26 protein-coding genes are annotated in these 24812 nt (G+C 57.0%); 20 read left to right on the top strand and 6 right to left on the bottom strand.

The annotated features are described in order from the left end of the window. Window positions 1-46: 46 nt before the first annotated feature. Window positions 47-712 (bottom strand): 7-cyano-7-deazaguanine/7-aminomethyl-7-deazaguanine transporter, encoded by a 666-nt coding sequence (locus tag B3041_RS15565; RefSeq protein WP_292977020.1) that lies wholly within the window; start codon window positions 710-712, stop codon window positions 47-49. Window positions 713-1019: 307 nt separating this feature from the next. Here B3041_RS15565 and tusA point away from each other — a divergent pair, with 307 nt between their 5' ends. After that, on the top strand, window positions 1020-1271 hold the full coding sequence (tusA, locus tag B3041_RS15560) for a sulfurtransferase TusA (RefSeq protein WP_065650393.1): 252 nt from the start codon (window positions 1020-1022) through the stop codon (window positions 1269-1271). A gap of 90 nt (window positions 1272-1361) precedes the next feature. Here tusA and B3041_RS15555 read toward each other — a convergent pair whose 3' ends face one another. Then, the gene (locus B3041_RS15555) at window positions 1362-1991 is read right to left on the bottom strand and encodes a lysoplasmalogenase (protein ID WP_065650392.1); all 630 of its coding nucleotides are present in this window, start codon (window positions 1989-1991) and stop codon (window positions 1362-1364) included. 159 nt (window positions 1992-2150) lie between these two features. On the opposite strand from B3041_RS15555, the gene B3041_RS15550 reads away from it, so the two are divergent. Then, window positions 2151-2507, top strand: coding sequence for a DUF2500 domain-containing protein (locus B3041_RS15550; RefSeq protein WP_065650391.1), 357 nt, complete (start codon window positions 2151-2153; stop codon window positions 2505-2507). A 48-nt stretch (window positions 2508-2555) separates the two neighbouring features. Here the strand turns inward: B3041_RS15550 and B3041_RS15545 are convergent, their stop codons facing one another. After that, window positions 2556-2825, bottom strand: a complete 270-nt coding sequence (locus B3041_RS15545; protein ID WP_039331733.1) for a DUF1145 family protein — start codon at window positions 2823-2825, stop codon at window positions 2556-2558. Continuing rightward, window positions 2815-3414: a 16S rRNA (guanine(966)-N(2))-methyltransferase gene (gene rsmD / locus B3041_RS15540; protein WP_065650390.1), complete on the bottom strand. Its 600-nt coding sequence runs from the start codon at window positions 3412-3414 to the stop codon at window positions 2815-2817. Before rsmD ends, B3041_RS15545 begins: the two co-directional genes overlap by 11 nt. A gap of 228 nt (window positions 3415-3642) precedes the next feature. Between rsmD and ftsY the strand changes: the two genes are divergently transcribed. From ftsY to rpoH, 4 genes are all read left to right on the top strand, one after another. After that, window positions 3643-5265 carry a signal recognition particle-docking protein FtsY gene (ftsY, locus tag B3041_RS15535; RefSeq protein ID WP_065650389.1) on the top strand — a complete coding sequence of 541 codons (1623 nt, stop codon included), beginning with the start codon at window positions 3643-3645 and terminating at the stop codon, window positions 5263-5265. A 5-nt stretch (window positions 5266-5270) separates the two neighbouring features. After that, window positions 5271-5939: a cell division ATP-binding protein FtsE gene (gene ftsE / locus B3041_RS15530; RefSeq protein ID WP_065650521.1), complete on the top strand. Its 669-nt coding sequence runs from the start codon at window positions 5271-5273 to the stop codon at window positions 5937-5939. Continuing rightward, window positions 5929-6924, top strand: coding sequence for a permease-like cell division protein FtsX (ftsX, locus tag B3041_RS15525; protein ID WP_065650388.1), 996 nt, complete (start codon window positions 5929-5931; stop codon window positions 6922-6924). The genes ftsE and ftsX overlap by 11 nt, the downstream gene beginning before the upstream one ends. A 240-nt stretch (window positions 6925-7164) precedes the next feature. Beyond that, complete coding sequence (gene rpoH / locus B3041_RS15520; RefSeq protein WP_065650387.1) at window positions 7165-8022, top strand: RNA polymerase sigma factor RpoH; 858 nt, start codon at window positions 7165-7167, stop codon at window positions 8020-8022. Between the two features lie 75 nt (window positions 8023-8097). Here rpoH and panM read toward each other — a convergent pair whose 3' ends face one another. Then, window positions 8098-8493, bottom strand: a complete 396-nt coding sequence (gene panM / locus B3041_RS15515; protein ID WP_065650386.1) for an aspartate 1-decarboxylase autocleavage activator PanM — start codon at window positions 8491-8493, stop codon at window positions 8098-8100. 401 nt (window positions 8494-8894) lie between these two features. Here panM and B3041_RS15510 point away from each other — a divergent pair, with 401 nt between their 5' ends. The 10 genes from B3041_RS15510 to ugpQ all read left to right on the top strand — a co-directional run bounded on the left by B3041_RS15510 (window position 8895) and on the right by ugpQ (window position 18990). Continuing rightward, window positions 8895-10022, top strand: coding sequence for a branched-chain amino acid ABC transporter substrate-binding protein (locus B3041_RS15510; RefSeq protein WP_065650385.1), 1128 nt, complete (start codon window positions 8895-8897; stop codon window positions 10020-10022). Between the two features lie 155 nt (window positions 10023-10177). Further along, entirely contained in the window at window positions 10178-11104 is a 927-nt protein-coding gene (gene livH / locus B3041_RS15505; protein WP_065650384.1) for a high-affinity branched-chain amino acid ABC transporter permease LivH, read from the top strand. Then, entirely contained in the window at window positions 11101-12372 is a 1272-nt protein-coding gene (locus B3041_RS15500) for a high-affinity branched-chain amino acid ABC transporter permease LivM (protein ID WP_292977011.1), read from the top strand. Before livH ends, B3041_RS15500 begins: the two co-directional genes overlap by 4 nt. Then, the gene (gene livG, locus B3041_RS15495) at window positions 12369-13136 is read left to right on the top strand and encodes a high-affinity branched-chain amino acid ABC transporter ATP-binding protein LivG (protein WP_065650382.1); all 768 of its coding nucleotides are present in this window, start codon (window positions 12369-12371) and stop codon (window positions 13134-13136) included. The genes B3041_RS15500 and livG overlap by 4 nt, the downstream gene beginning before the upstream one ends. Window position 13137: 1 nt before the next feature. After that, window positions 13138-13851, top strand: a complete 714-nt coding sequence (gene livF / locus B3041_RS15490) for a high-affinity branched-chain amino acid ABC transporter ATP-binding protein LivF (protein ID WP_292977009.1) — start codon at window positions 13138-13140, stop codon at window positions 13849-13851. 223 nt (window positions 13852-14074) lie between these two features. Next, window positions 14075-15391 carry a sn-glycerol-3-phosphate ABC transporter substrate-binding protein UgpB gene (gene ugpB / locus B3041_RS15485; RefSeq protein ID WP_065650380.1) on the top strand — a complete coding sequence of 439 codons (1317 nt, stop codon included), beginning with the start codon at window positions 14075-14077 and terminating at the stop codon, window positions 15389-15391. A gap of 55 nt (window positions 15392-15446) precedes the next feature. Continuing rightward, entirely contained in the window at window positions 15447-16337 is an 891-nt protein-coding gene (gene ugpA, locus B3041_RS15480) for a sn-glycerol-3-phosphate ABC transporter permease UgpA (protein ID WP_292977006.1), read from the top strand. After that, window positions 16334-17176, top strand: a complete 843-nt coding sequence (gene ugpE / locus B3041_RS15475; protein WP_065650378.1) for a sn-glycerol-3-phosphate ABC transporter permease UgpE — start codon at window positions 16334-16336, stop codon at window positions 17174-17176. Before ugpA ends, ugpE begins: the two co-directional genes overlap by 4 nt. Beyond that, window positions 17177-18250, top strand: coding sequence for a sn-glycerol-3-phosphate import ATP-binding protein UgpC (locus tag B3041_RS15470; protein ID WP_292977004.1), 1074 nt, complete (start codon window positions 17177-17179; stop codon window positions 18248-18250). Beyond that, window positions 18247-18990 carry a glycerophosphodiester phosphodiesterase gene (gene ugpQ / locus B3041_RS15465; protein WP_065650376.1) on the top strand — a complete coding sequence of 248 codons (744 nt, stop codon included), beginning with the start codon at window positions 18247-18249 and terminating at the stop codon, window positions 18988-18990. The genes B3041_RS15470 and ugpQ overlap by 4 nt, the downstream gene beginning before the upstream one ends. Here the strand turns inward: ugpQ and B3041_RS15460 are convergent. Continuing rightward, window positions 18987-19283, bottom strand: coding sequence for a DUF2756 domain-containing protein (locus tag B3041_RS15460; RefSeq protein WP_065650375.1), 297 nt, complete (start codon window positions 19281-19283; stop codon window positions 18987-18989). The two genes, ugpQ and B3041_RS15460, sit on opposite strands and share 4 nt — an antisense overlap. 201 nt (window positions 19284-19484) lie before the next feature. Here B3041_RS15460 and ggt point away from each other — a divergent pair, with 201 nt between their 5' ends. The 4 genes from ggt to gntU all read left to right on the top strand — a co-directional run bounded on the left by ggt (window position 19485) and on the right by gntU (window position 24614). Continuing rightward, complete coding sequence (gene ggt / locus B3041_RS15455; RefSeq protein ID WP_292976974.1) at window positions 19485-21236, top strand: gamma-glutamyltransferase; 1752 nt, start codon at window positions 19485-19487, stop codon at window positions 21234-21236. Between the two features lie 361 nt (window positions 21237-21597). Beyond that, window positions 21598-22593, top strand: coding sequence for a gluconate operon transcriptional repressor GntR (gene gntR, locus B3041_RS15450; protein WP_065650373.1), 996 nt, complete (start codon window positions 21598-21600; stop codon window positions 22591-22593). 141 nt (window positions 22594-22734) lie between these two features. Beyond that, window positions 22735-23274, top strand: coding sequence for a gluconokinase (gene gntK / locus B3041_RS15445; RefSeq protein WP_065650372.1), 540 nt, complete (start codon window positions 22735-22737; stop codon window positions 23272-23274). Then, a complete protein-coding gene (gntU, locus tag B3041_RS15440; protein ID WP_065650371.1) occupies window positions 23274-24614 on the top strand; it encodes a gluconate transporter in 1341 nt (446 codons plus the stop codon). Before gntK ends, gntU begins: the two co-directional genes overlap by 1 nt. Window positions 24615-24812: the final 198 nt, after the last annotated feature.

Here is a 24812-nt window from a genome sequence, read left to right as displayed (position 1 = left end):
TGTGTCAGGAAATCTTAGCGTACTGCGCCATTTCGTCTATGGCACATCAGCCGAAATTGATCTGGCGGGCATGATACCGTTCTGCCATGCGCTTCAGGGCGGCATTCAGCAACAGACCATAAGCGGGAAGGAAGAAGATAAGGCAGATCAGTACCTTGAAACTGTAATCCACCAGGGCAATCTCGACCCAGTGCGCTGCCATGAAGGGATCCTGGCTCTTGTAAAATGCGATAAAGAAAAAGGCCAGCGTATCACTCACGTTACCCAGAAACATCGCGCAGGCAGGCGCTATCCACCACTGCGGCAGCTGGCGCAGACGGTTAAAGACGTGAACATCAAGGATCTGGCCCAGTGCATACGCCATAAAGCTGGCGCAGGCGATACGTGCGACAAAGAGATTGACCTGCTGCAGCGACGCCCAGCCCTGCCATGCTCCCTGATAAAAGAGACAGGAGATAGCGTAGGAGATAAACAGCGCCGGGATCATCACCGCGAGGATAATACGCCGCGCCAGCGGGGTGCCGAAAATACGCACGGTCAGGTCGGTTGCGAGAAAAATAAAGGGAAAGCTGAACGCACCCCAGGTGGTATGAAAACCAAAAATAGCGACCGGCAGCTGAACCAGATAATTGCTGGAGGTGATCACCAGCAGATGAAACAGCGACAGCCAGAAAAGGGCGTGCATGCGCTGACGCGCAGAAAAAGCGATCATAATAAGCCTTTTTAACAGTGGGGTGAGGGAACCCATCTCCTTCATCATTCGCATTTTTGCTGCACTGGCTGCGCTTGCGTATCCCGATCGCTTACTTCAGTAAGCTCCCGGGAATATACGCGCTTGCCGCCTTGCCAAAAAGCAAACGATTTTGGGGACTAAGCAACGGTTTTAAAAAAAACGGACGGCATCTTAACCCGTTGCGCAATTTATGCAACGGTTAATTTTAGCGCAATCGTTGTCGCCTTGCGCTGCAGAAATGGCGAGCTAGAATGAGCATCTTTGTTTACTTACCGATAAGAGAATCATGAGCGATCCTTTCTCCGCACCCGACCATACGCTGGATGCGCTGGGCCTGCGCTGCCCTGAACCCGTGATGATGGTACGCAAGACGGTACGCACGATGCAGGCGGGCGAAACGCTGCTGATTATCGCTGACGATCCGGCGACCACACGCGATATTCCCGGTTTCTGCCGCTTTATGGATCATGATTTACTGGCACAGCAGACGGATGCGCTGCCATATCAGTATCTGATCAGAAAAGGCGCGGAGGCCTGAGGATGCAGTCATCGCGGGTGCGATGGCGTTAATGCAGGGCGCGTCTGATATCAGTAACGGGCAGTGGCCCGTTACTGATGGCCTGATTGATTATGAGAGCCAGAGCGAACGCACAATCATAAAGTGACCGGCAAAATAGCAGGCGGCGACAATGGCGCTGTCAGCGCTGAAACGCCGGCGATAGTGTGAAATAAACCAGATGATATTGGCCAGCAGCAGCAGGCCCGCACCAATCAGCAGCGAAAAGCTGTAGTCGGTTGGCCGGAAAAAGTAGTTTTCAGCCGCCAGCCAGTTCATCACCAGCGTCATGCCAATCAGGGTACAGATAGGCCAGCGCAACTCCTCCAGCCGCGTCCAGAGCAGCGCAATGACCGCAACGCCGATGATCAGGAACGTCAGCGGGATCGGCCAGTAGAAGCTCATGGTCATATGGGCGGTAAAGCTGATGGTGTAGAGCAGATGCGAAAGGAAAAAGGCACCCAGCGCATAGAGCATCTGCTGCCGCGGCAGCAGCATCAGCGCGTCGCCTGCCAGCGTGGCAATCAGTCCGGCGAGGATCAGATAATCCGTGGTATTCACAGCGGGCGCCTGCCAGGCCCAGGCAACCAGCAGCAGCAGGGTCACGGGTTTAAACAGCCAGCGTTGCCACTGCGGACCACGATAGGAGGCATCCACATAAAGCCAGCCGGAAAAAAGTACTGCAAGGAAAGACCAAAGCATTTTTTCTCCCTTTTGTAGACCAGATGTCCACATTGTTGAAATATCCCAGACTCTCTTTGAGTTTAAGTTACCGCTGGCAAATGTGACAATCGGGCAACTCTGGTTGTATGCTTTAGCCTCTTTTTTAATTATCAAATGAAGTGAAGTGCGAGCAAAAACATGAGCAAACCACCGCTAATCTTTTTTATCGTCCTGGCGATTATTGCCATTCTGGCGACCCGGCAGTTTATCAAGCAGCGGCGCGAAGCCGCGGTTAACGATGCCTCTCCGGTGCGATCGCTTACCGTGCAGGTAAAAACAAAACGTGAGTTTCCGGCGCCAAATCGCCGTTCGCGGCAGCGCGAAGAGATTGCCGGTGAAGAGATGAAATATGAAGCCTGGTTTCATCCGCTGAACGGCGCGAGCGACATTAAAACTGCGGTCAGCGCCAGCGATTATCATCAGATGGATAAGGGTGTTAAAGGCGAGCTGAAGATGCAGGGCAGCCGGTTTGTCAGCTTTACCCCCGCGCGCTAAAACCGGAGCGCCAGCGAAGGTGCTCCGGTTAAAACCGGATGTGCAGAGTTACATCTTTGGATAGTGCTTTTTCTGCCAGGCCAGCAGCTCAAACACCCCGAAAAAGAAAATTTTAGCCTGCGTGGCGCCGCTCAGTTTCGGCGCCTCTTTAGGCTGGGTGGCGCGCAGCAGTACCAGCTGCAGTCCATGCATAATCACCATGAAAAACAGGGCGACATGCACAAAGTAGCGCAGCGGGGTGGGGAAAGGGTGCACCAGATTCAGCAGCAGAAAAGCCCAGACGCAAATCATCAGTAACCGTCCCAGATTAAGCCACATCATGCGCCTCCTGTTGGCGTTGATAGAGTCGGTAGGCGACCTGACCGGCGATCTTCTCCCGGTAAAGCTGCCAGCTGGCGGGCACATCAGGCGTGCCCTGTTCCACTTCACTTTCTACGTAAATCAGCGCATCTGCGCTCAGCCACTGATTACGCTCCAGCAGCGCCAGCGTTTCCGCCAGCAGCCCTTTGCGAAACGGCGGGTCGACAAACACAATATCAAACGCTTCCCCCGGCTGGCTGAGCCACTGCAGCGTGTTGGCCTGTATCACTGTAGCCTGCGTTGCGCGCAGGGTGTCGACATTGCGCGACAGCTGCTGCGCCACGCTGCGTTCCAGCTCCAGCAGCGTCACTGAGCCCGCATAGCGCGACAGCGCTTCCAGACCCAGCGCACCGCTGCCGGCAAAGCAATCGAGGCAGCGCGCCTGCTGAAGATCGGGCGCCAGCCAGTTAAACAGGGTTTCGCGTACGCGATCGGTCGTGGGGCGCAGGCCTGCGCTATCCGGCACCGGAAGTTTACGGCCGCGCCACTGGCCACCAATAATGCGGATTTGGCCAGCGCCGCCGCTGCTGCGGGGTGATTTACTCATTTTGCTCACAACTCGTCATAATTTGTTGCGTAGTTTAACGGGCGCGACAGGCAGAAGAAACGTAAAAAAGGGTGCTGTGGTGCGCTGGCCGGAAAGTGTTAGACTATTGAACGATACAAGTGTGCGTAATGCGCTGATTTTACGCTGCAGAAAGCTTAAAAACTGAATTTATATCCCCTGGGGACAGCGTGCTACCGGGAATAAGCCATCGAGGAGTGTGGTCACACAATGGCAAAAGAGAAAAAACGCGGCTTTTTTTCCTGGCTGGGCTTTGGCAAAGAAGAGCAGGCGCCCGCCCCGGCTGAAGAGCAGGTAAAAGAGCAGCCCGCAGAGGAGGCTCAGCCTGCTGCCGCTGAAGAGAGTACGAGTGCGTCCGGGCGCGCCGAAGCGCAGGCAGCGGAAACCGTTGCGCTGACGGAGCAAAAAGCGAAAGAGCAGGCAGCAGATCAGACGGCCCGGCACGTGCCAGCGTCTGAGGATGGAAGCATCACCGCGCAGCCTGAAGAGATCCTGCCGGAAGAGGAGCCTGAGCTGGCCCCGCTGCCGGTTAACGAAGAGATCCTGCCGGAAGAGGAGCCTGAGCTGGCTCCGCTGCCGGTTAATGAGGAGATCCTGCCGGAAGAGGAGCCTGAGCTGGCTCCGCTGCCGGTCAGTGAAAAGCGCCTGACGGAAGAAACACCTGCTGTCGCGGCGGATGAGCAACCGCTGACTGCCGCCGTGGCGCCGGAACCTATTCTGCCCGGCGATGAAAGTCAGCTGGCCGAAGCGGAAGCTGAGACAGATGAAGACGCACCGCTCAGCGATGAAGAGCTGGAGGCGCTGGCGCTGGCGGAAACCTACGCTGAAGATGCTGCTGAAGCCGAAGACACCGTAAGCGATCTTCCGCTGGCGGCAGCGCCTATTGTGACGCAGGAGCAGGAGCGCCCGACTAAAGAAGGCTTTTTCGCCCGCCTCAAACGCAGCCTGGTAAAAACGCGTACCAACCTTGGTTCAGGCTTTATCAGCCTGTTTCGTGGTAAAAAAATTGATGACGATCTGTTTGATGAGCTGGAAGAACAGCTGCTGATTGCAGATGTGGGCGTGGAAACCACCCGCCGCATTATTACCAGTCTGACCCAGCAGGCAAGTCGCAAACAGCTGCGTGACGCTGAAGCGCTGTATGGTCTGCTGAAAGCGGAAATGGCTGGCATCCTTGATAAAGTGGATGCGCCGCTGGATGTGAGTGGCAAAACGCCATTTGTGATCCTGATGGTCGGCGTAAACGGTGTCGGCAAAACCACCACCATCGGTAAACTGGCGCGTCAGTATCAGGCGGAAGGCAAATCGGTGATGCTGGCTGCCGGCGATACCTTCCGTGCCGCTGCGGTTGAGCAGCTGCAGGTGTGGGGACAGCGCAACAATATTCCGGTTGTGGCGCAGCATACGGGTGCAGATTCTGCCTCGGTGATTTTTGATGCAATTCAGGCGGCGAAGTCGCGCAACGTGGATGTGCTGATTGCGGACACCGCCGGTCGCCTGCAGAACAAAGCGCATCTGATGGAAGAGCTGAAAAAAATCACCCGCGTGATGAAGAAGCTGGATGAGGATGCGCCGCATGAGGTGATGCTGACGTTAGATGCCAGCACCGGACAGAATGCGGTAAGTCAGGCAAAACTGTTTAATGAAGCGGTAGGACTGACAGGCATCGCCCTGACCAAGCTGGACGGCACGGCGAAAGGGGGCGTTATCTTCTCGATTGCTGACCAGTTCGGCATTCCTATCCGCTATATCGGTGTCGGAGAAGGCATCGAAGATTTACGGCCATTTAAGGCCGCAGACTTTATTGAGGCACTGTTTGCCCGAGAGGAATGATTGGCATGATTCGCTTTGAAGAAGTCAGTAAGGCTTATCTGGGAGGGCGCCAGGCGCTGCAGGGGGTCGATTTTCATCTGCGTCCCGGCGAGATGTCCTTCCTGACCGGACACTCCGGTGCGGGTAAAAGTACCCTGCTGAAGCTGATTTGCGGCATCGAGCGTCCGAGCGCCGGACAGATCTGGTTCAGCGGGCATGATATCTCCCGTCTGCGTCACAGCGAAGTGCCATTTCTGCGTCGCCAGATCGGAATGATTTTTCAGGATCACCACCTGCTGATGGATCGCTCAGTCTATGACAATGTGGCTATTCCGCTGATTATTTCCGGCGCCAGCGGCGAAGATATCCGCCGTCGTGTTTCCGCGGCTCTGGATAAAGTCGGCCTGCTCGACAAAGCGAAAAGTTACCCGATTCAGCTCTCCGGCGGTGAACAGCAGCGCGTGGGCATTGCGCGCGCGGTGGTTAATAAACCCGCGGTGCTGCTGGCAGATGAACCTACCGGTAACCTCGATAACGCGCTGTCAGAAGATATTCTGCGCCTGTTTGAAGAGTTTAACCGCGTTGGAGTAACGGTACTGATGGCAACCCACGATCTGGGGCTGATCGCGCGGCGCAACTACCGCGTGATGACGCTGAATCAGGGACGTCTGCACGGAGGCCACGATGGTCAATAAACGCAACAAGCGTCCGGCGGCAGCCAGGCCGGCAAAGCAGCCTAAGGCGCCGTCAAAGCGTAAAGCGCTGAAAGGCGGCTGGCAGGAGCAGTGGCGCTACGCCCTGCGCGGTACGCTGTCCGATATGTGGCGTCAGCCGCTGGCAACGCTGCTCACCGTCATGGTTATCGCCATTTCTCTGACGCTGCCCAGCGTCTGTTACATGGTGTGGAAAAACGTCAGTCAGGCGGCCACCCAATGGTATCCGGCGCCGCAGCTGACGGTCTACCTTGATAAGACGCTGGACGATAGCGCGGCAGAAAACGTGACCGCACAGCTTAAGCAGCTGGAAGGGGTCGACAGCGTGAACTACCTGACGCGCGACGAGGCGCAGAGTGAGTTCCGCAACTGGTCCGGCTTTGGCGGCGCAATGGATCTGCTGGAGCAGAATCCGCTGCCGGCAGTCGCAATCATCACGCCGAAGCTTAATTTCCAGAACTCTGACACCATGGCAAGCCTGCGCGATCGGGTGGCGAAAGTGCAGGGTGTGGATGAAGTACGTATGGATGACAGCTGGTTTGCCCGTCTGGCGGCGCTGACGGGCCTGGTCGGGCAGGTAGCCTCTATGATCGGTCTGCTGATGATTGTGGCGGTGTTCCTGGTGATTGGTAACAGTGTCCGGCTCAGCATCTTTGCCCGGCGCGATACCATCAACGTTCAGAAGCTGATTGGCGCAACGGATGGCTTTATTCTGCGGCCGTTCCTCTATGGCGGTGCGCTGCTGGGTTTTGCCGGTGCGCTGCTGTCACTGGTGCTTTCTGAAGTGCTGGTGCTGCGCCTGCAGTCGGTGGTGGCGCAGGTAGCATCGGTGTTTGGCACCGCCTTTACGCTGGAAGGGTTTGCCTGGGATGAAGGCCTGCTGCTGCTGCTGATTGCCGCGATTATTGGCTGGATTGCGGCCTGGCTTGCCACTGTGCAACATTTACGCCGATTTACGCCGCAGTAACCCATGGCAACGATTTTTTGATATACTCTTCCTCTGCTGCCAGCAGTACAGGCGCAGAGGAATGCTCCGATTTTCCCCGCTGTCACCTGTGTGTAAAATATTCACTGCTATAATTGAACTTGTGGATAACCCCGGCGTCTAATTAGCACAGATTGCTGTTGGTTTTCGTCTGACGTTGACATACTGTAACGTCTGCGCAAGGACACGCGCAGCAATTCCATTGAATTTGTGAGGGTTTGAATGACCAAAGAAATGCAAACTTTAGCGATTGCTCCTCTGGGCAACCTGGAATCTTACGTTCGGGCTGCCAATAACTGGCCGGTATTGACGGCAGAAGAGGAAAAAGCACTGGCTGAGCGGCTGCATTACCAGGGCGATCTGGATGCAGCGAAAACGCTGATCCTGTCACACCTGCGCTTTGTTGTTCACATCGCACGTAACTATGCAGGTTATGGTCTGCCACAGGCGGATCTGATTCAGGAAGGCAATATCGGCCTGATGAAAGCGGTGCGCCGCTTTAATCCGGAAGTCGGCGTGCGTCTGGTCTCATTTGCGGTGCACTGGATCAAAGCTGAGATCCACGAATATGTGCTGCGCAACTGGCGCATTGTCAAAGTCGCAACCACCAAAGCGCAGCGTAAGCTGTTCTTTAACCTGCGTAAAACCAAGCAGCGTCTGGGCTGGTTTAATCAGGATGAAGTTGACATGGTGGCGCGTGAGCTCGGCGTCAGCACCAAAGATGTGCTGGAGATGGAGTCGCGCATGGCGGCGCAGGACATGACCTTTGATATGTCCTCTGACGATGAGGCAGGCGACGGCAAGCCAATGGCTCCCGTGCTCTACCTGCAGGATAAAACGTCAGACTTCGCTGACGGTATCGAAGAGGACAACTGGGACGCCCACGCTGCTGATAAGCTGAGTGATGCGATGCTCAGCCTGGACGAGCGCAGTCAGCATATCATCCGTGCCCGCTGGCTGGATGATGACAATAAAACCACGCTGCAGGAGCTGGCCGACCGCTATGGCGTCTCAGCAGAGCGCGTGCGTCAGCTGGAAAAGAACGCGATGAAGAAGCTGCGTTTGGCGATTGAAGCCTGATATTCCGCAGACCGCAATAAGGGCGACCTCAGGGTTGCCCTTTTTTATGTCTGTCATCCGGCCGGTCGCGCGGCTCTACTCTGTCTCTTTTACCCACCCGTCCGCCTGCGCGCGGAAGCCACATGCCTGCATAAAGGCCGCCCGGATCCCCTGGTCAGCATAGCCATCATCAGCGATCCACCAGTGAGCCTGCGAACGATTCTGCGCCAGAGTCTCCTCCAGTAAGTAACGCCCGACGCCGCGCCGGCGCGTGGCCTCGCGTACTTCAAAGTGCGTGATTTTGCCGTGGGTGCCGCGGATTTCCAGCTGCAGCGCGCCCAGCAGCCGGTCGTTAAACCGTGCGGCATAGAGCCGCTGCGTATCACTCATTCTGCTCTCCAGCTGCGCGATATCCTGCTGCGGCCAGATTTTAGCGAGGTCGATGCGATCCTGCGGCGTAAGTGAAACGATACGCTGAATAGTGAGTTTCATAACCCGTACCTGTACTGGCTGAAAGGGCATAGTGTAGCGAATTTATACAGTCAGAGCGCTGTCACTTTTTTGCGATAAAAACAGGTCAAATGGCAGACACTTTGCCAGGATTGTGGAGTAAGCCCGCAACGATTGCTGAATAAGCCAGCATAACGCGCTGCCCTAGTGCGCAAATTACGGCCATAACCTCCAGAGTATTATGCTGTTCAGGCTACTCATTGCTGAATATGTCAGTTGATTTACAGCAGAAAATTCCTGTTTAATAACCTGAAAATAAAGCTGTTTTAACAAAAAAAGCCAGATAAGAGCGCTAACTCCTTCTATCTGAATCAGTTTCTTCTTTCACTGGCTGAAATAAAACCAATCACAACAGACACGACATAACAGATGGGGAAGTACGCATGAAGATGAGTAAAGGACGCGCGTTACTGGCGGGCTGCGTTGCGCTGGCAATGAGCCATGCCGCGCTGGCTGCTGATATCAAAATTGCTATCGTAGGTGCAGCAACCGGCCCGGTGGCGCAATATGGTGATATGCAGTTCACGGGCGCAGCGCAGGCGATTAAAGACATTAATGCCAAAGGTGGCGTAAACGGCGACAAGCTGGTTGGCGTGGAGTATGACGACGCGTGTGACCCGAAACAGGCGGTTGCGGTTGCGAACAAAGTCGTTAACGACGGCATTAAATATGTTATCGGCCATCTCTGCTCTTCTTCTACGCAGCCTGCGTCTGACATCTATAACGATGAAGGCATTCTGATGATCACGCCGGCCGCCACCGCCCCTGAACTGACGGCGCGTGGCTATGCTGACGTTATGCGCACCACCGGTCTCGACTCCGATCAGGGTCCGACGGCAGCGACCTATATTCTGGACCAGATCAAGCCGAAACGTATTGCCGTTGTGCATGACAAGCAGCAGTACGGCCAGGGTCTGGCAGAGTCCGTGCAGAAAACCCTGAAAGCCAAAGGCGGCAACGTGGTGCTGTTTGAGGGGATCACTGCCGGCGATAAAGATTTCTCCACGCTGATTGCCCGTCTGAAGAAAGAGAACGTCGACTTTGTTTACTACGGTGGCTACTACCCGGAGCTGGGGCAGATTCTGCGTCAGGCAAAAACGGCCGGCCTGAAAGCGGGCTTTATGGGGCCAGAGGGCGTGGGTAACGCATCACTCTCCAATATTGCGGGTGATGCGTCCGAAGGCCTGTACGTTACGCTGCCGAAGCGTTATGACCAGCTGCCAGAGAACAAGGCAATTGTTGATGCTATTAAAGGCAACAGCGCCTCAAACCGCAAAGATCCGACCGGTCCGTTTGTCTGGACTACCTATGCCGCGATCCAGTCGCTGGTGGCGGGTATTGAGCGCAGCAAGAGCGACGAGCCCGATGCCATTGCCAAAAACCTGAAAGAGGGCGCACCGGTGCCAACCGTGATGGGCAACCTGAGCTGGGATCAGAAAGGCGATCTGAAAGGGTTCGAGTTCGGCGTGTTCAAATGGCACAAAGATGGCTCATCAACCGCAGTGAAATAATCGCTGTTAACCGGTTATACCCTATAGCGTAACTATCTCCCCCTCCCGTACGCGGGCGGGGGCAGGGAGCAGGCAAACGCGCTGCGAGCGGTTTGCTTCCCTGACCCTTTCTTACCCCAGAGAGGGAATCTCTGATTCACTTGCAGGTCCTCACTATGTCCGAGCAGTTTCTCTATTTTATTCAGCAGATGTTCAACGGGGTGACCCTCGGGAGCACCTATGCGCTGATCGCCATTGGCTACACCATGGTGTATGGCATTATCGGCATGATCAACTTCGCCCACGGCGAGGTCTATATGATCGGCAGCTATGTCTCTTTTATTGTCATTGCCGCCCTGATGATGATGGGTATTGATACCGCGTGGCTGATGATTGCCGCCGGTTTTATCATGGCAGTGATCATCTCCAGCGCCTACGGCTGGAGTATTGAACGCGTCGCCTATAAACCGGTGCGCGCTTCCAAGCGGCTGATTGCGCTTATCTCCGCCATCGGGATGTCTATTTTCCTGCAAAACTACGTCAGCCTGACCCAGGGCTCGCGCGATCTGGCGCTGCCGAGTCTGATCACCGGCCAGTGGACATTGGGTGAAAGCAACGGCTTCGCCGCCACGCTCACCACCATGCAGCTGGTGATCTGGGTAGTGACGTTTCTGGCAATGCTGGCACTGACGCTGTTTATCCGCTATTCGCGTATGGGCCGCGCCTGCCGAGCCTGCGCAGAAGATCTGAAAATGGCGAGCCTGCTGGGCATCAATACCGACCGCGTCATTTCGCTGACCTTTGTGATTGGTGCGGCTATGGCAGCGGTTGCTGGCGTGCTGCTGGGGCAGTTCTACGGCTCAATCAACCCGTTTATCGGCTTTATGGCCGGCATGAAAGCATTTACTGCAGCGGTGCTGGGCGGTATCGGCAGTATTCCGGGCGCCATGATTGGCGGACTGGTACTCGGCATTGCGGAAGCGCTGACGTCAGCTTACCTCTCGACGGAATATAAAGATGTGGTCTCCTTTGCGCTGCTGATCGTGGTATTGCTGGTGATGCCAACCGGTATCCTGGGCCGCCCGGAGGTAGAGAAAGTATGAAGCGTCTCGGGCTGCTTAACGCCGTGCTTTCCGCGGCAATGCTGCTGGTACTGGCCAGCTTCTTTATGGGCGTTCGTCTGGACCTGGATGGCACCCGGCTGATTGTTGTCAGCGCGGGCGACGTTCGCTGGAACTGGATCTTCGTGGGCTGCGCGGTGGTCTTTATCTTTCAGCTGCTGCGTCCGCTGTTTGCAGGCCGGCTTCGCCGCAGCGGTAAAGCCTTTGTGCTGCCGGCGTTTGATGGCTCTACGGCGAAGCAGAAGCTGCTGATGGCGCTGCTGATCGTGGCTGCCGTTGCGTGGCCGCTGTTTGCGTCACGTGGCAGCATCGACATTGCGACGCTGACGCTGATCTACGTCATGCTGGGCCTGGGGCTTAACGTAGTGGTCGGACTCTCCGGGCTGCTGGTACTGGGCTACGGCGGCTTTTATGCCATTGGTGCCTATACTTTTGCGCTGCTGAACCACTACTACGGTTTTGGTTTCTGGGAAAGCCTGCCGCTGGCGGGCATCGTGGCTGGCGCCTTTGGGCTGATGCTGGGGTTTCCGGTGCTGCGCCTGCGCGGCGACTATCTGGCGATTGTTACGCTCGGCTTCGGTGAAATCGTGCGTATTTTGCTGCTCAACAGCACCTCCATAACCGGGGGGCCGAACGGTATCGCACAGATCCCTAAGCCCGGCCTGTTTGGCATTGAGTTTGGCCGGCGCGTCAGCGAAGGGGGATGGACCACGTTCCATGAACTGACGGGGCTTGCCTACAATCCCAACCACCGCGTGATTTTCCTCTACCTGGTGGCGCTGCTGCTGGTAGTGCTGACGCTGTTTGTGATCAACCGCCTGCTGCGTATGCCGCTGGGCCGCGCATGGGAAGCGCTGCGTGAAGATGAGATCGCCTGCCGCTCGCTGGGCCTGAGCCCGACGCGTATCAAGCTGACCGCTTTTACCATCAGCGCCGTGTTTGCAGGCTTTGCCGGCACGCTGTTTGCGGCACGCCAGGGCTTTGTCAGTCCGGAGTCGTTTACGTTTGTCGAGTCCGCTTTTGTACTGGCTATCGTGGTACTGGGCGGGATGGGGTCTCAGCTGGCGGTGATCCTCGCCGCTGTTTTGCTGGTGGTGTCGCGTGAACTGATGCGCGATCTTAATGAGTACAGCATGCTGGTGCTGGGCGGCCTGATGGTGCTGATGATGATCTGGCGTCCGCAGGGTTTACTGCCGATGAAGCGTCCGCATCTGAAACTGAAACAGAGCAAACAGGGAGAGCAGGCATGAGTCAGCCTTTATTAGCCGTTGAAGGCCTGATGATGCGTTTTGGCGGCCTGCTGGCCGTCAACAATGTGGCACTGGCGCTGCATCCGCAGGAGATTGTTTCGCTTATCGGACCAAACGGGGCCGGTAAAACCACCGTGTTCAACTGCCTGACCGGCTTTTATAAGCCTACCGGCGGAACGATCACACTGCGCGATCAGCCGCTGCAGGGCCTGCCGGGACAGAAAATCGCGCGCATGGGCATCGTGCGCACGTTCCAGCACGTGCGTCTGTTCCGTGAGATGACGGTGATTGAAAACCTGCTGGTGGCACAGCATCAGCATCTGAAAAGCGGTGTCTTTTCTGGTCTGTTAAAAACCCCGGCTTTTCGCCGTGGCGAGAGCGAGGCGCTCGATCGCGCTGCAACCTGGCTGGAGCGTATCGGCCTGCTGGAGCTGGCAAACCGTCAGGCGGGCAATCTCGCTTACGGCCAGCAGCGCCGGCTGGAAATTGCCCGCTGCATGGTCACGCGCCCGGAGATCCTGATGCTGGATGAGCCGGCAGCAGGCCTCAACCCGCGTGAAACGCATGAGCTGGATGCGCTGATCGCCGAGCTGCGCAGCGAGCATAAGGTGTCAGTACTGCTGATTGAACACGATATGAAGCTGGTTATGGGCATCTCCGATCGCATCTACGTGGTTAATCAGGGAACGCCGCTGGCGAACGGTACGCCGGAACAGATTCGCAACAACCCGGATGTGATCCGGGCTTATTTAGGTGAGGCGTAAGATGGCAAACCCGATGTTAACACTGCAGGGTGTAAGCGCCCACTACGGCCCGATTCAGGCGCTGCACAATATCAATCTGCATATCAGCCAGGGGGAGATCGTCACGCTGATTGGTGCCAACGGCGCCGGCAAAACCACGCTGCTGGGCACGCTGTGCGGTGAGCCGCGCGCCACCAGCGGCACCATTGTGTTTGACGGTAAAACCATTACCGACTGGCAGACGGCGAAAATCATGCGGGAGGCGATCGCTATTGTGCCGGAAGGACGCCGGGTGTTTTCCCGCATGACGGTGGAAGAGAACCTGGCGATGGGCGGCTTTTTTGCCAGCCGGCAGGAGTATCAGACGCGCATTGAGCAGGTTTATCAGCTCTTTCCCCGGCTGGCAGAGCGCAAAGTGCAGCGTGCCGGCACGATGTCTGGCGGTGAACAGCAGATGCTGGCAATTGGTCGTGCGCTGATGAGTCAGCCGCGCCTGCTGCTGCTGGATGAACCTTCACTCGGACTGGCCCCTATCATCATCCAGCAGATTTTTGACACTATCGAGCAGCTGCGTAAAGAGGGGATGACCATCTTCCTCGTTGAGCAAAACGCCAATCAGGCGCTGAAGCTGGCCGATCGCGGTTACGTGCTGGAAAACGGCCACGTGGTGCTGGAGGACAGTGGCGAAGCACTGCTCTCCAATGAAGCGGTGCGCAGCGCCTATCTCGGCGCCTGATCTGCCTGCGGCCCGGGATCCTGCCGGGCCGCCTTTCTCCCTGCCTGCGTTTTTTTGCTAAAAAGTGTGCACAGCGTTCACGTTTTGCCCCCTGGCTGCCCCGTTTCTGTGTGTCACATCTCTGTCATATTTCGGTTATTTTTCTATCATCTTCCCGTGTCATGTTACTCCGCGAACAAAAAATGCGTGATATTGCGCGTACCTAACAGCACAGGAAAACTTTATGACCGCTTTAACGCTTCGTCCCCGTCTGATGAGTGTGTTGCTTGGTCTGGCGCTCAGCGGTAACGCGCTGGCTGCGACCGAAATCCCTTTCTGGCACTCAATGGAAGGGGAGTTAGGCAAAGAAGTTGACTCTCTGGCACAGCGTTTTAACCAGGCGCATCCCGATTACAAAATTGTGCCCACTTATAAAGGTAACTACGAGCAGAGCCTGGCGGCGGGGATCGCAGCAGTACGCACCGGCAAAGCGCCTGCGCTGCTGCAGGTCTATGAAGTCGGTACGGCAACCATGATGGCCTCAAAAGCGATTGTGCCGGTGCATGAAGTGTTCAGCCAGGCTGGCGTGCAGATGGATGCGAAGCAGTTTGTGCCGGCCGTGGCGGGTTACTACAGCGACAGCAGCGGTCAGCTGATCTCTCAGCCGTTTAACAGCTCAACGCCGGTGCTCTACTACAACAAAGATGCCTTTAAAAAAGCGGGGCTGGATCCGGAACAGCCGCCGAAAACCTGGCAGGAACTGGCAAAAGACGCTGCCGCGCTGCGTAAAGCCGGCATGAGCTGCGGCTATGCCAGCGGCTGGCAGGGCTGGATCCAGATTGAAAACTTCAGCGCGTGGCATGCGCTGCCGGTAGCCAGTAAAAACAACGGCTTCGACGGCACGGATGCGGTGCTGGAGTTTAATAAACCGGTACAGGTGCGGCATATTCAGATGCTCGAAGAGATGAACAAAAAAGGTGATTTCACCTACTTCGGGCGCAAAGATGAGCCAACCGCCAAGTTTTACAACGGCGACTGCGGTATTACTACCGCCTCCTCAGGTTCACTGGCGGATATCAAGCACTACGCCAAATTCAACTTCGGCGTCGGCATGATGCCGTATGACGAGACCGTACCTGAAGCCCCGCAGAATGCCATTATTGGCGGTGCCAGCCTGTGGGTGATGAAAGGCAAAGATGCGGCCACGTATAAAGGGGCGGCAGAGTTTATGAAGTTCCTCGCCCAGCCGGAGATTGCCGCCGAATGGCATCAGAAAACCGGCTACCTGCCTATCACCACCGCTGCCTATGAGCTGACCAGAAAGCAGGGCTTCTATGAGAAGAATCCGGGCGCGGATATCGCCACCCGGCAGATGCTCAATAAAGATCCGCTGCCGTACACCAAAGGTATGCGCCTCGGCAACATGCCGCAAATCCGCACGGTGGTGGACGAAGAGCTGGAAGGCGTCTGGACCGGCAAGCAGACGCCACAGGCGGCGCTGGATAATGCGGTTAAACGCGGTAACGCACTGCTGCGCCGTTTTGAACAGCAGGTGAAATAAATCCGATCCACCGGGAGCGGCGCTGTGCCGCTCCCGCTTTCAGCGTGAGTTTTCTATGCCCTCATCGTCTCGTCCGGTCTTTCGTGCCCGGCTGCTGCCCTATTTGCTGATGGCACCGCAGCTGATTATCACCGCCATTTTCTTTCTCTGGCCCGCCGGAGAAGCGCTATGGTATTCGCTGCAGAGCATCGATCCGTTTGGCATCTCGAGTACCCTTGTCGGGCTGGAGAACTTCAGCCGTCTGTTCAGCGATCCGTATTATCTCGACTCGTTCCGCACCACCATCGTCTTCAGCCTGCTGGTCACGGTACTGGGCATGCTGTTTTCGCTTCTGCTGGCAGCGCTGGTTGACTATGTCGTAAGCCTGCAAAAACTCTACCAGACCCTGCTGCTGCTGCCGTACGCGGTGGCGCCGGTGGTCGCCGCGGTGCTGTGGATGTTTCTCTTTAATCCGGGGCTTGGGCTGTTCAGTCATCTGCTCAACCAGGCTGGCTATAACTGGAATTATGCGCAGAACAGCGGTCAGGCAATGTTTCTGGTGGTGCTCGCCTCTATCTGGCAGCAGATGAGCTACAACTTTCTGTTTTTCTTCGCCGCGCTGCAGTCGATTCCGAGGTCGCTGATTGAGGCGGCAGCCATCGACGGGGCCGGGCCGGTACGCCGCTTTTTTCATCTTTCACTGCCACTGATTACGCCGGTGAGCTTCTTTCTGCTGGTGATCAATCTGGTCTACGCCTTCTTTGATACCTTCCCGGTCATTGACGCCGCCACCGGTGGCGGGCCGGTACAGTCTACCACCACGCTTATCTACAAAATTTATCGGGAAGGATTTACCGGTCTCGATCTCTCCTCATCTGCCGCGCAGTCGGTTGTGCTGATGCTGCTGGTGATTGGCCTGACTATTCTGCAGTTCCGCTTTGTTGAGCGTAAGGTGCAATATCAATGATTGAGAACCGACGCGGGCTGGATATCTTCAGCCACACTCTGCTGATTCTGGGTGTGCTGACCATTCTGTTTCCGCTCTATGTGGCCTTTGTAGCCGCCACGCTGGATAACACCGCGGTTTATCAGGTCCCGATGACGCTGGTGCCCGGCACGCATCTCTGGGAGAACGTCTCGCGTATCTGGACGCAGGGCGTTAACGGCAGCGCGGCGTTTGGCATGATGCTGCTGAACAGCTGTATCATGGCGCTGGCAATTACGTTCGGCAAAATCAGCGTCTCTATGCTCTCAGCCTTTGCGCTGGTCTGGTTTCGTTTTCCGCTGCGCACGCTCTTTTTCTGGCTGATTTTCATTACCCTGATGCTGCCGGTTGAAGTGCGCATCTTTCCGACGGTAGAAGTGATCGCCACGCTCAACCTGCTCGACAGCTACAGCGGTCTGACGCTGCCGCTGATGGCGTCGGCAACGGCCACGTTTCTGTTTCGCCAGTTTTTCCTGTCGCTGCCGGATGAGCTGATTGAAGCCGCGCGCATTGATGGTGCCGGACCAATGCGCTTCTTTTGGGACATTGTCCTGCCGCTGTCAAAAACCAACCTTGCCGCGCTGTTTGTGATCACGTTTATCTATGGCTGGAATCAGTATCTCTGGCCGCTGCTGATTATTAATGATGCCAGCCTGAGCACCGCCGTAGCGGGGGTAAAAAGCATGATCAATACCAGCGGCGGCCCGACGCAGTGGAATGAAGTGATGGCAGCGATGTTATTAACCCTGATCCCACCGGTTGTGGTGGTTCTTGTAATGCAGCGCGCATTTGTGCGTGGCCTGGTGGAGAATGAGAAATAGATGGCAGGCGTAACCTTACAGAGCGTGACAAAATCGTATGACGGCAAAAATGCGGTGATCCAGCCGCTGACCATTACCATCAACGAGGGCGAGTTTATGGTGATGGTGGGGCCCTCCGGCTGCGGTAAGTCGACGCTGCTGCGTATGGTGGCCGGACTGGAGCGCGTCAGCTCCGGCGACATTTTTATTGCTGAGCAGCGGGTCACGGAGATGGAGCCGAAAGATCGCGGCATCGCGATGGTCTTCCAGAACTATGCGCTCTACCCGCATATGACGGTAGGCGAAAACATGGGCTATGGCCTGAAGATCCGCGGCATGAGTAAAGCGCAGATCGCTCAGCGCGTGCTGGAAACCGCGCGCAGTCTGGAACTTGATCACCTGCTGACCCGGCGACCGCGTGAACTTTCAGGCGGCCAGCGGCAGCGCGTGGCGATGGGACGCGCTATCGTACGTGAGCCGGCTGTATTCCTGTTCGATGAACCCCTGTCTAACCTTGATGCGCGGCTGCGCGTGCAGATGCGCCTTGAACTGCAGCAGCTGCACCGTCGCCTGAAAACCACCAGCCTCTATGTTACGCACGATCAGGTTGAAGCGATGACGCTGGCAGAGCGGGTGATGGTGATGAATAAAGGGATTGTGGAGCAGGTTGGCACGCCGGTAGAGGTCTATGAGCGTCCGGCCAGCCAGTTTGTCGCCGCTTTTATCGGCTCACCGGCGATGAACCTGCTGCCAGGGCAGATCAGCCGCGACGGCACGCACTTTACGCTGGATGCCCTGAACAGCCTGCCACTGGGCGGGAGACGGCCGCAGTGGGCTAACCAGACGATGACGCTCGGCATTCGTCCTGAGCATATCCATCTCTCTTCACGTGAAGCAGGCGGCGTGCCACTGGTGATCGATACGCTGGAGATCCTCGGCGCAGATAACCTTGCGCATGGCCATCTTGGCCAGGCGCGGCTGGTGGTCCGGCTGCCGCACAGCGAACGTCCGCAGGCGGGCAGCACGCTGTGGCTGCATCTGCCGCCGGATGCGTTACACTTCTTCGATTCTGTACATGGAAAACGTCTGGAATGAGTGACAACAACTGGCCCTACCCGAAAATTGTGGCCCATCGCGGCGGCGGTAAACTCGCCCCGGAAAATACGCTGGCGGCGATTGATACCGGCGCGCGCTATGGCCATACCATGATTGAGTTTGATGCCAAACTCTCGCAGGATAAACAGATCTTTCTGCTGCACGATGACACGCTCGATCGCACCAGTAACGGCTGGGGCGTGGCAGGCGAGCAGACGTGGTCGCAGCTGGCACAGCTCGATGCCGGCGACTGGTTCGGCCGGGCATTTACGGGCGAACCGCTGGCGCTGCTGACAGATGTGGCGGCGCGCTGTCGCCAGCACCGGATGATGGCAAATATTGAGATCAAACCGACCACCGGCACCGACGCTGAGACAGGTGCTGCCGTGGCGCTGGCTGCCCGTAAGCTCTGGCAGGGGCAGATACCCCCGCTGCTCTCTTCATTTTCACCTGACGCGCTGGCAGCGGCACAGCAGGCCGCTCCGGAGCTGCCGCGTGGTTTGCTGCTGGATGAGTGGGATGACGCATGGCAGGCACTGACCGCCAGGCTGGGATGCGTGTCGATTCACCTGAATTACCGGCTGCTCGACGCAGAGCGCACAGCGCGGCTGAAAGCAGCCGGGCTGCGTATCCTGGTGTATACGGTTAATCAGCCCGCGCGTGCACGCGAGCTGCTGAACTGGGGTGTGGATGCCATCTGCACCGACCGCATTGACATCATTGGTCCCGACTTCAGTTAGTTACTGTTCGGCATTGTGCCGTTCTGCTGCGTATTCTGACCCGGCTGCGACTGCAGCACCTGCTGCCGGGTACTGTCGCGTTTTTCCTGCAGCTGCCGCTGCATATTTTGCGTCTGCCGCTGCTGATCCTGATGCAGCAGGCGCTGCTGCTGCTGCTGCTGGGTCTGCATCTGCGTCTGCATACGCTGCTGGCTTGGGTTATAGCCGGGCTGATTCACATTGTTATTATTCAGCGTGTTCGCCATACCGCTTAGCGGCAGCAGGGCTGCCAGCGCAATAAGCCATGGTTTCATTATTCCCTCCGGTCGTCTGACCTGCTGTGTAAACAGGCTGCCTGCAGGCAGTCTGCGTCTTGATCATAAGTTTATGCGATATCACAAAGCCTGAAATCGGGCGTGCGTGCAATTTGCGTTAAGTGGTATGTTTTTACTGCATTAGCAAACACTTGCATTACTAAATAACAAATGTAAACAACTGAAAAGGATGGTGGCAGGATGAAGACAGCAGGCAGGTTGCGCCAGTTGAGCTGGGCGATGTTAATGAGTTTTACCGTGGTGCAGGGGGCCGCCGCCGCGCCCGCCAGTGCACCGCCTGTCTCTTACGGCGTTGACAGCGACACCTTTCATCCGGTGAAAGCGCAGCACGGCATGGTTGCTTCGGTGGACGCTATGGCAACTCAGGTGGGCGTGGAGATCCTTAAGCAGGGTGGTAATGCAGTGGATGCGGCGATCGCCGTGGGCTTTGCGCTGGCGGTTACTCATCCGCAGGCGGGTAATCTCGGCGGCGGCGGCTTTATGCTGCTGCGCACCGCTTCCGGACGCACTGCTGCTATCGACTTTCGTGAAATGGCGCCGGCGCGCGCCTCGCGCGATATGTTCCTTGATAAGCAGGGCAACGCGGATAGTAAGTTATCGCTTACTTCGCACCTGGCGTCGGGTACGCCGGGCACGGTGGCAGGATTTGCGCTGGCGGCACAGAAGTATGGCACGCTGCCGCTGCGCACGCTGCTGGCCCCGGCTATCAGGCTGGCACGCGACGGTATTATCGTCAACGACGCGCTGGCGGACGATCTCGCCACCTATGGCAAAGAGAATCTGATCAATTACGCCACCAGCCGGGCAATTTTTTATAAAGCGGACGGTAAACCTTATCAGAAAGGCGATCGGCTGGTGCAGAAGAACCTGGCCCGCAGCCTGCAGCTGATTGCGCAGCAGGGGGCAGACGCATTTTATAAAGGCCGTATTGCTGATGAGATCGCGGGCGAGATGGCACAGCATGGCGGGCTGATTGGCAAAGGCGATCTTGCTGCTTATCGTGCCGTGGAGCGCAAACCGGTCAGCGGCACCTATCGCGGTTATGAAGTGTTCTCTATGCCGCCTCCCTCATCCGGCGGGATCCACATTGTGCAGATCCTGAATATTCTGGAGAACTTCGACCTGGCGAAGTGGGGCTTCGGCAGCGCAGATGCCATGCAGGTTATGGCAGAAGCGGAGAAGCACGCCTATGCCGATCGCTCCGAGTATCTTGGCGATCCCGATTTCGTCAAAGTGCCGCAGCAGGCGCTGACCAGCAAAGCTTACGCCAGAACCCTGGCGCAGCAGATCGATGTCAGCAAAGCGCGGCCGTCATCAGAGATCAAACCGGGTAAACTGGCACCGTATGAGAGCAATCAGACCACCCATTTCTCTGTGGTGGATAAAGCGGGTAATGCCGTGGCAGTGACCTATACCCTGAACACCTACTTTGGCAGCGGGATCGTGGCGGGCAACAGCGGCATCCTGATGAACAATGAAATGGATGATTTCTCCGCGAAGCCCGGTACGCCAAACGTCTACGGTCTGGTCGGCGGTGAGGCGAATGCGATTCAGCCGGCGAAGCGTCCGCTCTCCTCAATGTCACCAACGATTGTGGCAAAAGAGGGGAAAACCTGGCTGGTCACCGGCAGTCCGGGCGGCAGCCGGATCATCACAACTGTGCTGCAGATGGTGGTTAACAGCATCGATTTTGGGATGAACGTGGCGGAAGCAACTAACGCCCCGCGTTTTCATCACCAGTGGCTGCCCGATCAGCTGCGCGTGGAGAAAGGCTTCAGTCCTGATACGCTGCGGCTGCTGGAAGCCAAAGGCCAGCACGTGAAGGTGATGCCTGCAATGGGCAGCACGCAGAGCATCATGATTGGGCCGGACGGCATGCGCTACGGCGCGTCCGATCCGCGTTCCGTCGACGATCTCAGCGCCGGTTATTAACCGCTGCGGCGGCGCACGCCGGTGCGCCGTCAGCATAACGAACGGTATTCTGGCGCATGGCGTTTCCCTGCAGGCCGGGAAAATTCTATCCGATCTCAGCCAGTTCTGGCATCGGGTGAATAAAAACCGGCAACGGGGTTTACAGACGCGAATGATAATGATTATTATTGTCATGCGAGCCCGGCCTGACAGCTGTGGTAAGCACGACATTGCTCACATTGCTTCCGGTATTGTTTAGCCAGCCTGCGTGCTGGCTTTTTTTTATCCGCAGGCGGTCCGCCCTGGGTGCAGACGGGCATCAGACGCGGAAGCGGTAAAAATAGTGATAAACTCAGCGTATCTCTGGCCTCAGGTGCATACGATGAAGAAGAAAAGACCGGTATTACAGGACGTCGCCGATCGCGTCGGCATCACCAAAATGACCGTCAGTCGCTACCTGCGCGACCCCGAGCGCGTCTCTGCGGCGCTGCGTGACAAGATTGCCGTTGCGCTGGATGAGCTGGGCTACATCCCTAATCGTGCACCCGATATGCTCTCAAACGCCACCAGCCGCGCCATTGGCGTGCTGCTGCCCTCCCTGACCAACCAGGTTTTTGCTGACGTGCTGCGTGGCATTGAAACCGTGACCGATGAGGCGGGATATCAGACGCTGGTGGCGCACTTTGGCTATAACCCGGAAAAAGAAGAGCGACAGCTGCGCTCGCTGCTGGGCTGGAATATTGACGGGGTGATCTTAACCGAACGCACCCATACCACCGGCACGCTGCGCATGCTGGAGGTGGCCGGGATCCCGGTTATTGAGATAATGGACAGCGTTACGCCGTGTCTTGATATGGCGGTGGGATTTGACAATGTCGAAGCGGCGCGGCAGATGACGCAGGCTATCCTGAAAAAAGGGCATCGCCACACGGTCTACCTGGGGGCACGGCTGGATGAGCGTACGCTGCAGAAGCAGCAGGGATATGAACAGGCGATGCGCGAGGCGGGCCTGATACCGCATAGCGTGATGATGGAAGACGCCTCTTCCTTCAGCGCCGGCGCGCAGCTGCTGTGCGAGGCGCAGAAGCGTTATCCGGCAACGGACAGCCTGTTCTGTACCAATGATGACCTGGCGGTAGGGGCCATGTTTGAGTGCCAGCGTCAGGGGCTGCGCGTGCCGGAGCAGATGGCGATTGCGGGCTTTCACGGGCATGACATTACGCAGGTGGTGACGCCACGCCTGGCAACCGTGCTGACGCCGCGCGAACGCATGGGGCGCGAAGCGGCCGCCATGCTGCTGGGGCGCATTGGTGGCGATTACGCCTTCAGCGGCCCGCTCGATATCGGCTTTGAAATCGCTGAAGGTGACAGCATCTGATTTTAGCGATTATATGCGTCACTTCACACTTTTACGCTTTTCCGGCTGCCGAGGGTTGTCAGCACCGGAACGCACTCCGACAATGAATGACAGATTTGTTATCGGTAACATTGGCAGAATAAGCTGCCGGAGCGCAAAACTATGATCACGCCATCTTCATCACATCACGTTTTTATCCTGATGGGTGTATCCGGCAGCGGAAAGTCTGTCGTCGCTAATCGGGTCTCACACGAACTGAATACCGCCTTTCTGGACGGGGATTTCCTCCATCCGCGCAGCAATATCATGAAAATGGCGGAAGGCCATCCGCTGGATGATAACGATCGCCAGCCGTGGCTGCAGGCTCTGAACGACGCGGCTTTTGCCATGCAACGGACCCAGGCAGTGTCGATTATCGTCTGCTCAGCGCTGAAAAAGTCCTATCGCGACATTCTGCGTCAGGGCAATCACAACCTGAAGTTTATCTACCTGAAAGGCGATTTTGATACGATTGAAACCCGTCTCAAAGCTCGTAAAGGCCACTTCTTTAAGCCGCAGATGCTGGTGACGCAGTTTGCCACGCTGCAGGAACCTGGCACAGATGAGGCTGACGTCCTGATGGTGGATATCAATCACTCGCTGGATGACGTTGTTGCGGCTACGGTTGCGACCATCAGGGATGCAATCAACAAGGGCGAGTAATGAGTACCGCAACGCTGGTGTTAACCGCAGCAGGCTCTGTCCTGCTGCTGCTGTTTCTGGTAATGAAAGCGCGTATGCACGCCTTTGTCGCCCTGATGTTAGTTTCTATCGGCGCCGGGCTCTTCTCCGGAATGCCGCTCGATCAGATCGCCGACACCATGCAAAAAGGCATGGGCGGCACGCTGGGCTTTCTTGCCATTGTGGTGGCGCTTGGCGCCATGTTTGGCAAAATCCTGCATGAAACCGGTGCGGTAGATCAGATCGCTATCCGGATGCTGAAAACCTTTGGCGAAAGCCGGGCGCACTATGCGATGGGGATTGCCGGGTTGATCTGTGCGCTGCCGCTGTTTTTTGAAGTCGCAGTCGTGCTGCTGATCAGTATCGCCTTTGCGGTAGCGCGCCGCACCCATGACAATCTGGTGAAGCTGGTGATCCCGCTGTTTGCCGGCGTGGCGGCGGCGGCGGCGTTTCTGCTGCCGGGACCTGCGCCGATGCTGCTGGCAGCACAAATGCACGCTGATTTTGGCTGGATGATCCTGCTGGGACTCTGTGCAGCCATCCCGGGCATGCTGATCGCCGGGCCGCTGTTTGGCAGCCTGATCGCCCGGCACGTCAGCTTCAGCGCACCGCCGGAAGATCATCAGCCGGAGGTAGGCGAGGGGAAGCTGCCCTCATTTGGTTTCAGCCTCTCTCTGATCCTGTTCCCGCTGCTGCTGGTTGGCCTGAAAACCATCGGTGCCCGCTTTACCACGCCGGATACCCGGCTTTACGAATGGCTGGAGTTTATCGGCCATCCGTTTACCGCGATCCTGCTGGCGCTGCTGGTGGCGATCTATGGTCTGGCGTACCGGCAGGGCATGGATAAAGAGAAGGTGATGCAGGTATGCGGCAGCGCGCTGCAGCCCGCTGGCATTATTCTGCTGGTGATCGGTGCCGGCGGCGTCTTTAAGCAGGTGCTGGTCGACTCTGGCGTGGGGCCGGTGCTGGGGCACGCGCTGACCGGTGCCGGTATGCCGATTGCGCTGGCCTGCTTTATTCTGGCGGGGGCCATCCGGGTGATTCAGGGTTCTGCAACCGTGGCCTGTCTGACCACCGTGGGTCTGGTGATGCCGGTGATCGAACCGCTGCATTACAGCGGCGCGCAGCTGGCGGCGCTCTCTATCTGCATTGGCGGTGGTTCAATCATTATCAGCCACGTCAATGACGCCGGCTTCTGGTTGTTTGGCCGCTTTACCGGTGCCACTGAGGGCGAGACGCTGAAAACCTGGACGCTGATGGAGACCATTCTCGGCACCACCGGCGCTGTCGTCGGCATGATTGCGTTTAGTCTGTTATCGTAAATTACCCGGGGGCGCATGAATGCGCCCCTGCATTACCCCGTAGGGTCGGCATTCATGGCGAATAGTACCGTGCGCGCCATAAACCCGGGGCGCATGAATGCGCCCCCTACATTACCCCGTAGGGGCGTCATTAATGACGCCCTGGCCGATGCCTGCACCGGATTCGATGACGTCATTAATGACGCCCTGGCCGATGCC

The sequence above is a fragment of the Pantoea sp. UBA4549 genome (assembly GCF_002387285.1).
In the GTDB taxonomy this organism is placed as follows: domain Bacteria; phylum Pseudomonadota; class Gammaproteobacteria; order Enterobacterales; family Enterobacteriaceae; genus Pantoea; species Pantoea borealis.
The sequence above is the reverse complement of the archived record's forward strand: the minus strand, read 5'-3'. Positions and strand labels throughout refer to the sequence as shown.

What these genes read in the sequence shown, in the direction of transcription:
- B3041_RS15565 (WP_292977020.1), bottom strand. Translation starts at nt 712, where the DNA reads ATGATCGCTTTTTCTGCGCGTCAGCGCATGCACGCCCTTTTCTGGCTG.
- tusA (WP_065650393.1), top strand. Translation starts at nt 1,020, where the DNA reads ATGAGCGATCCTTTCTCCGCACCCGACCATACGCTGGATGCGCTGGGC.
- B3041_RS15555 (WP_065650392.1), bottom strand. Translation starts at nt 1,991, where the DNA reads ATGCTTTGGTCTTTCCTTGCAGTACTTTTTTCCGGCTGGCTTTATGTG.
- B3041_RS15550 (WP_065650391.1), top strand. Translation starts at nt 2,151, where the DNA reads ATGAGCAAACCACCGCTAATCTTTTTTATCGTCCTGGCGATTATTGCC.
- B3041_RS15545 (WP_039331733.1), bottom strand. Translation starts at nt 2,825, where the DNA reads ATGTGGCTTAATCTGGGACGGTTACTGATGATTTGCGTCTGGGCTTTT.
- rsmD (WP_065650390.1), bottom strand. Translation starts at nt 3,414, where the DNA reads ATGAGTAAATCACCCCGCAGCAGCGGCGGCGCTGGCCAAATCCGCATT.
- ftsY (WP_065650389.1), top strand. Translation starts at nt 3,643, where the DNA reads ATGGCAAAAGAGAAAAAACGCGGCTTTTTTTCCTGGCTGGGCTTTGGC.
- ftsE (WP_065650521.1), top strand. Translation starts at nt 5,271, where the DNA reads ATGATTCGCTTTGAAGAAGTCAGTAAGGCTTATCTGGGAGGGCGCCAG.
- ftsX (WP_065650388.1), top strand. Translation starts at nt 5,929, where the DNA reads ATGGTCAATAAACGCAACAAGCGTCCGGCGGCAGCCAGGCCGGCAAAG.
- rpoH (WP_065650387.1), top strand. Translation starts at nt 7,165, where the DNA reads ATGACCAAAGAAATGCAAACTTTAGCGATTGCTCCTCTGGGCAACCTG.
- panM (WP_065650386.1), bottom strand. Translation starts at nt 8,493, where the DNA reads ATGAAACTCACTATTCAGCGTATCGTTTCACTTACGCCGCAGGATCGC.
- B3041_RS15510 (WP_065650385.1), top strand. Translation starts at nt 8,895, where the DNA reads ATGAAGATGAGTAAAGGACGCGCGTTACTGGCGGGCTGCGTTGCGCTG.
- livH (WP_065650384.1), top strand. Translation starts at nt 10,178, where the DNA reads ATGTCCGAGCAGTTTCTCTATTTTATTCAGCAGATGTTCAACGGGGTG.
- B3041_RS15500 (WP_292977011.1), top strand. Translation starts at nt 11,101, where the DNA reads ATGAAGCGTCTCGGGCTGCTTAACGCCGTGCTTTCCGCGGCAATGCTG.
- livG (WP_065650382.1), top strand. Translation starts at nt 12,369, where the DNA reads ATGAGTCAGCCTTTATTAGCCGTTGAAGGCCTGATGATGCGTTTTGGC.
- livF (WP_292977009.1), top strand. Translation starts at nt 13,138, where the DNA reads ATGGCAAACCCGATGTTAACACTGCAGGGTGTAAGCGCCCACTACGGC.
- ugpB (WP_065650380.1), top strand. Translation starts at nt 14,075, where the DNA reads ATGACCGCTTTAACGCTTCGTCCCCGTCTGATGAGTGTGTTGCTTGGT.
- ugpA (WP_292977006.1), top strand. Translation starts at nt 15,447, where the DNA reads ATGCCCTCATCGTCTCGTCCGGTCTTTCGTGCCCGGCTGCTGCCCTAT.
- ugpE (WP_065650378.1), top strand. Translation starts at nt 16,334, where the DNA reads ATGATTGAGAACCGACGCGGGCTGGATATCTTCAGCCACACTCTGCTG.
- B3041_RS15470 (WP_292977004.1), top strand. Translation starts at nt 17,177, where the DNA reads ATGGCAGGCGTAACCTTACAGAGCGTGACAAAATCGTATGACGGCAAA.
- ugpQ (WP_065650376.1), top strand. Translation starts at nt 18,247, where the DNA reads ATGAGTGACAACAACTGGCCCTACCCGAAAATTGTGGCCCATCGCGGC.
- B3041_RS15460 (WP_065650375.1), bottom strand. Translation starts at nt 19,283, where the DNA reads ATGAAACCATGGCTTATTGCGCTGGCAGCCCTGCTGCCGCTAAGCGGT.
- ggt (WP_292976974.1), top strand. Translation starts at nt 19,485, where the DNA reads ATGAAGACAGCAGGCAGGTTGCGCCAGTTGAGCTGGGCGATGTTAATG.
- gntR (WP_065650373.1), top strand. Translation starts at nt 21,598, where the DNA reads ATGAAGAAGAAAAGACCGGTATTACAGGACGTCGCCGATCGCGTCGGC.
- gntK (WP_065650372.1), top strand. Translation starts at nt 22,735, where the DNA reads ATGATCACGCCATCTTCATCACATCACGTTTTTATCCTGATGGGTGTA.
- gntU (WP_065650371.1), top strand. Translation starts at nt 23,274, where the DNA reads ATGAGTACCGCAACGCTGGTGTTAACCGCAGCAGGCTCTGTCCTGCTG.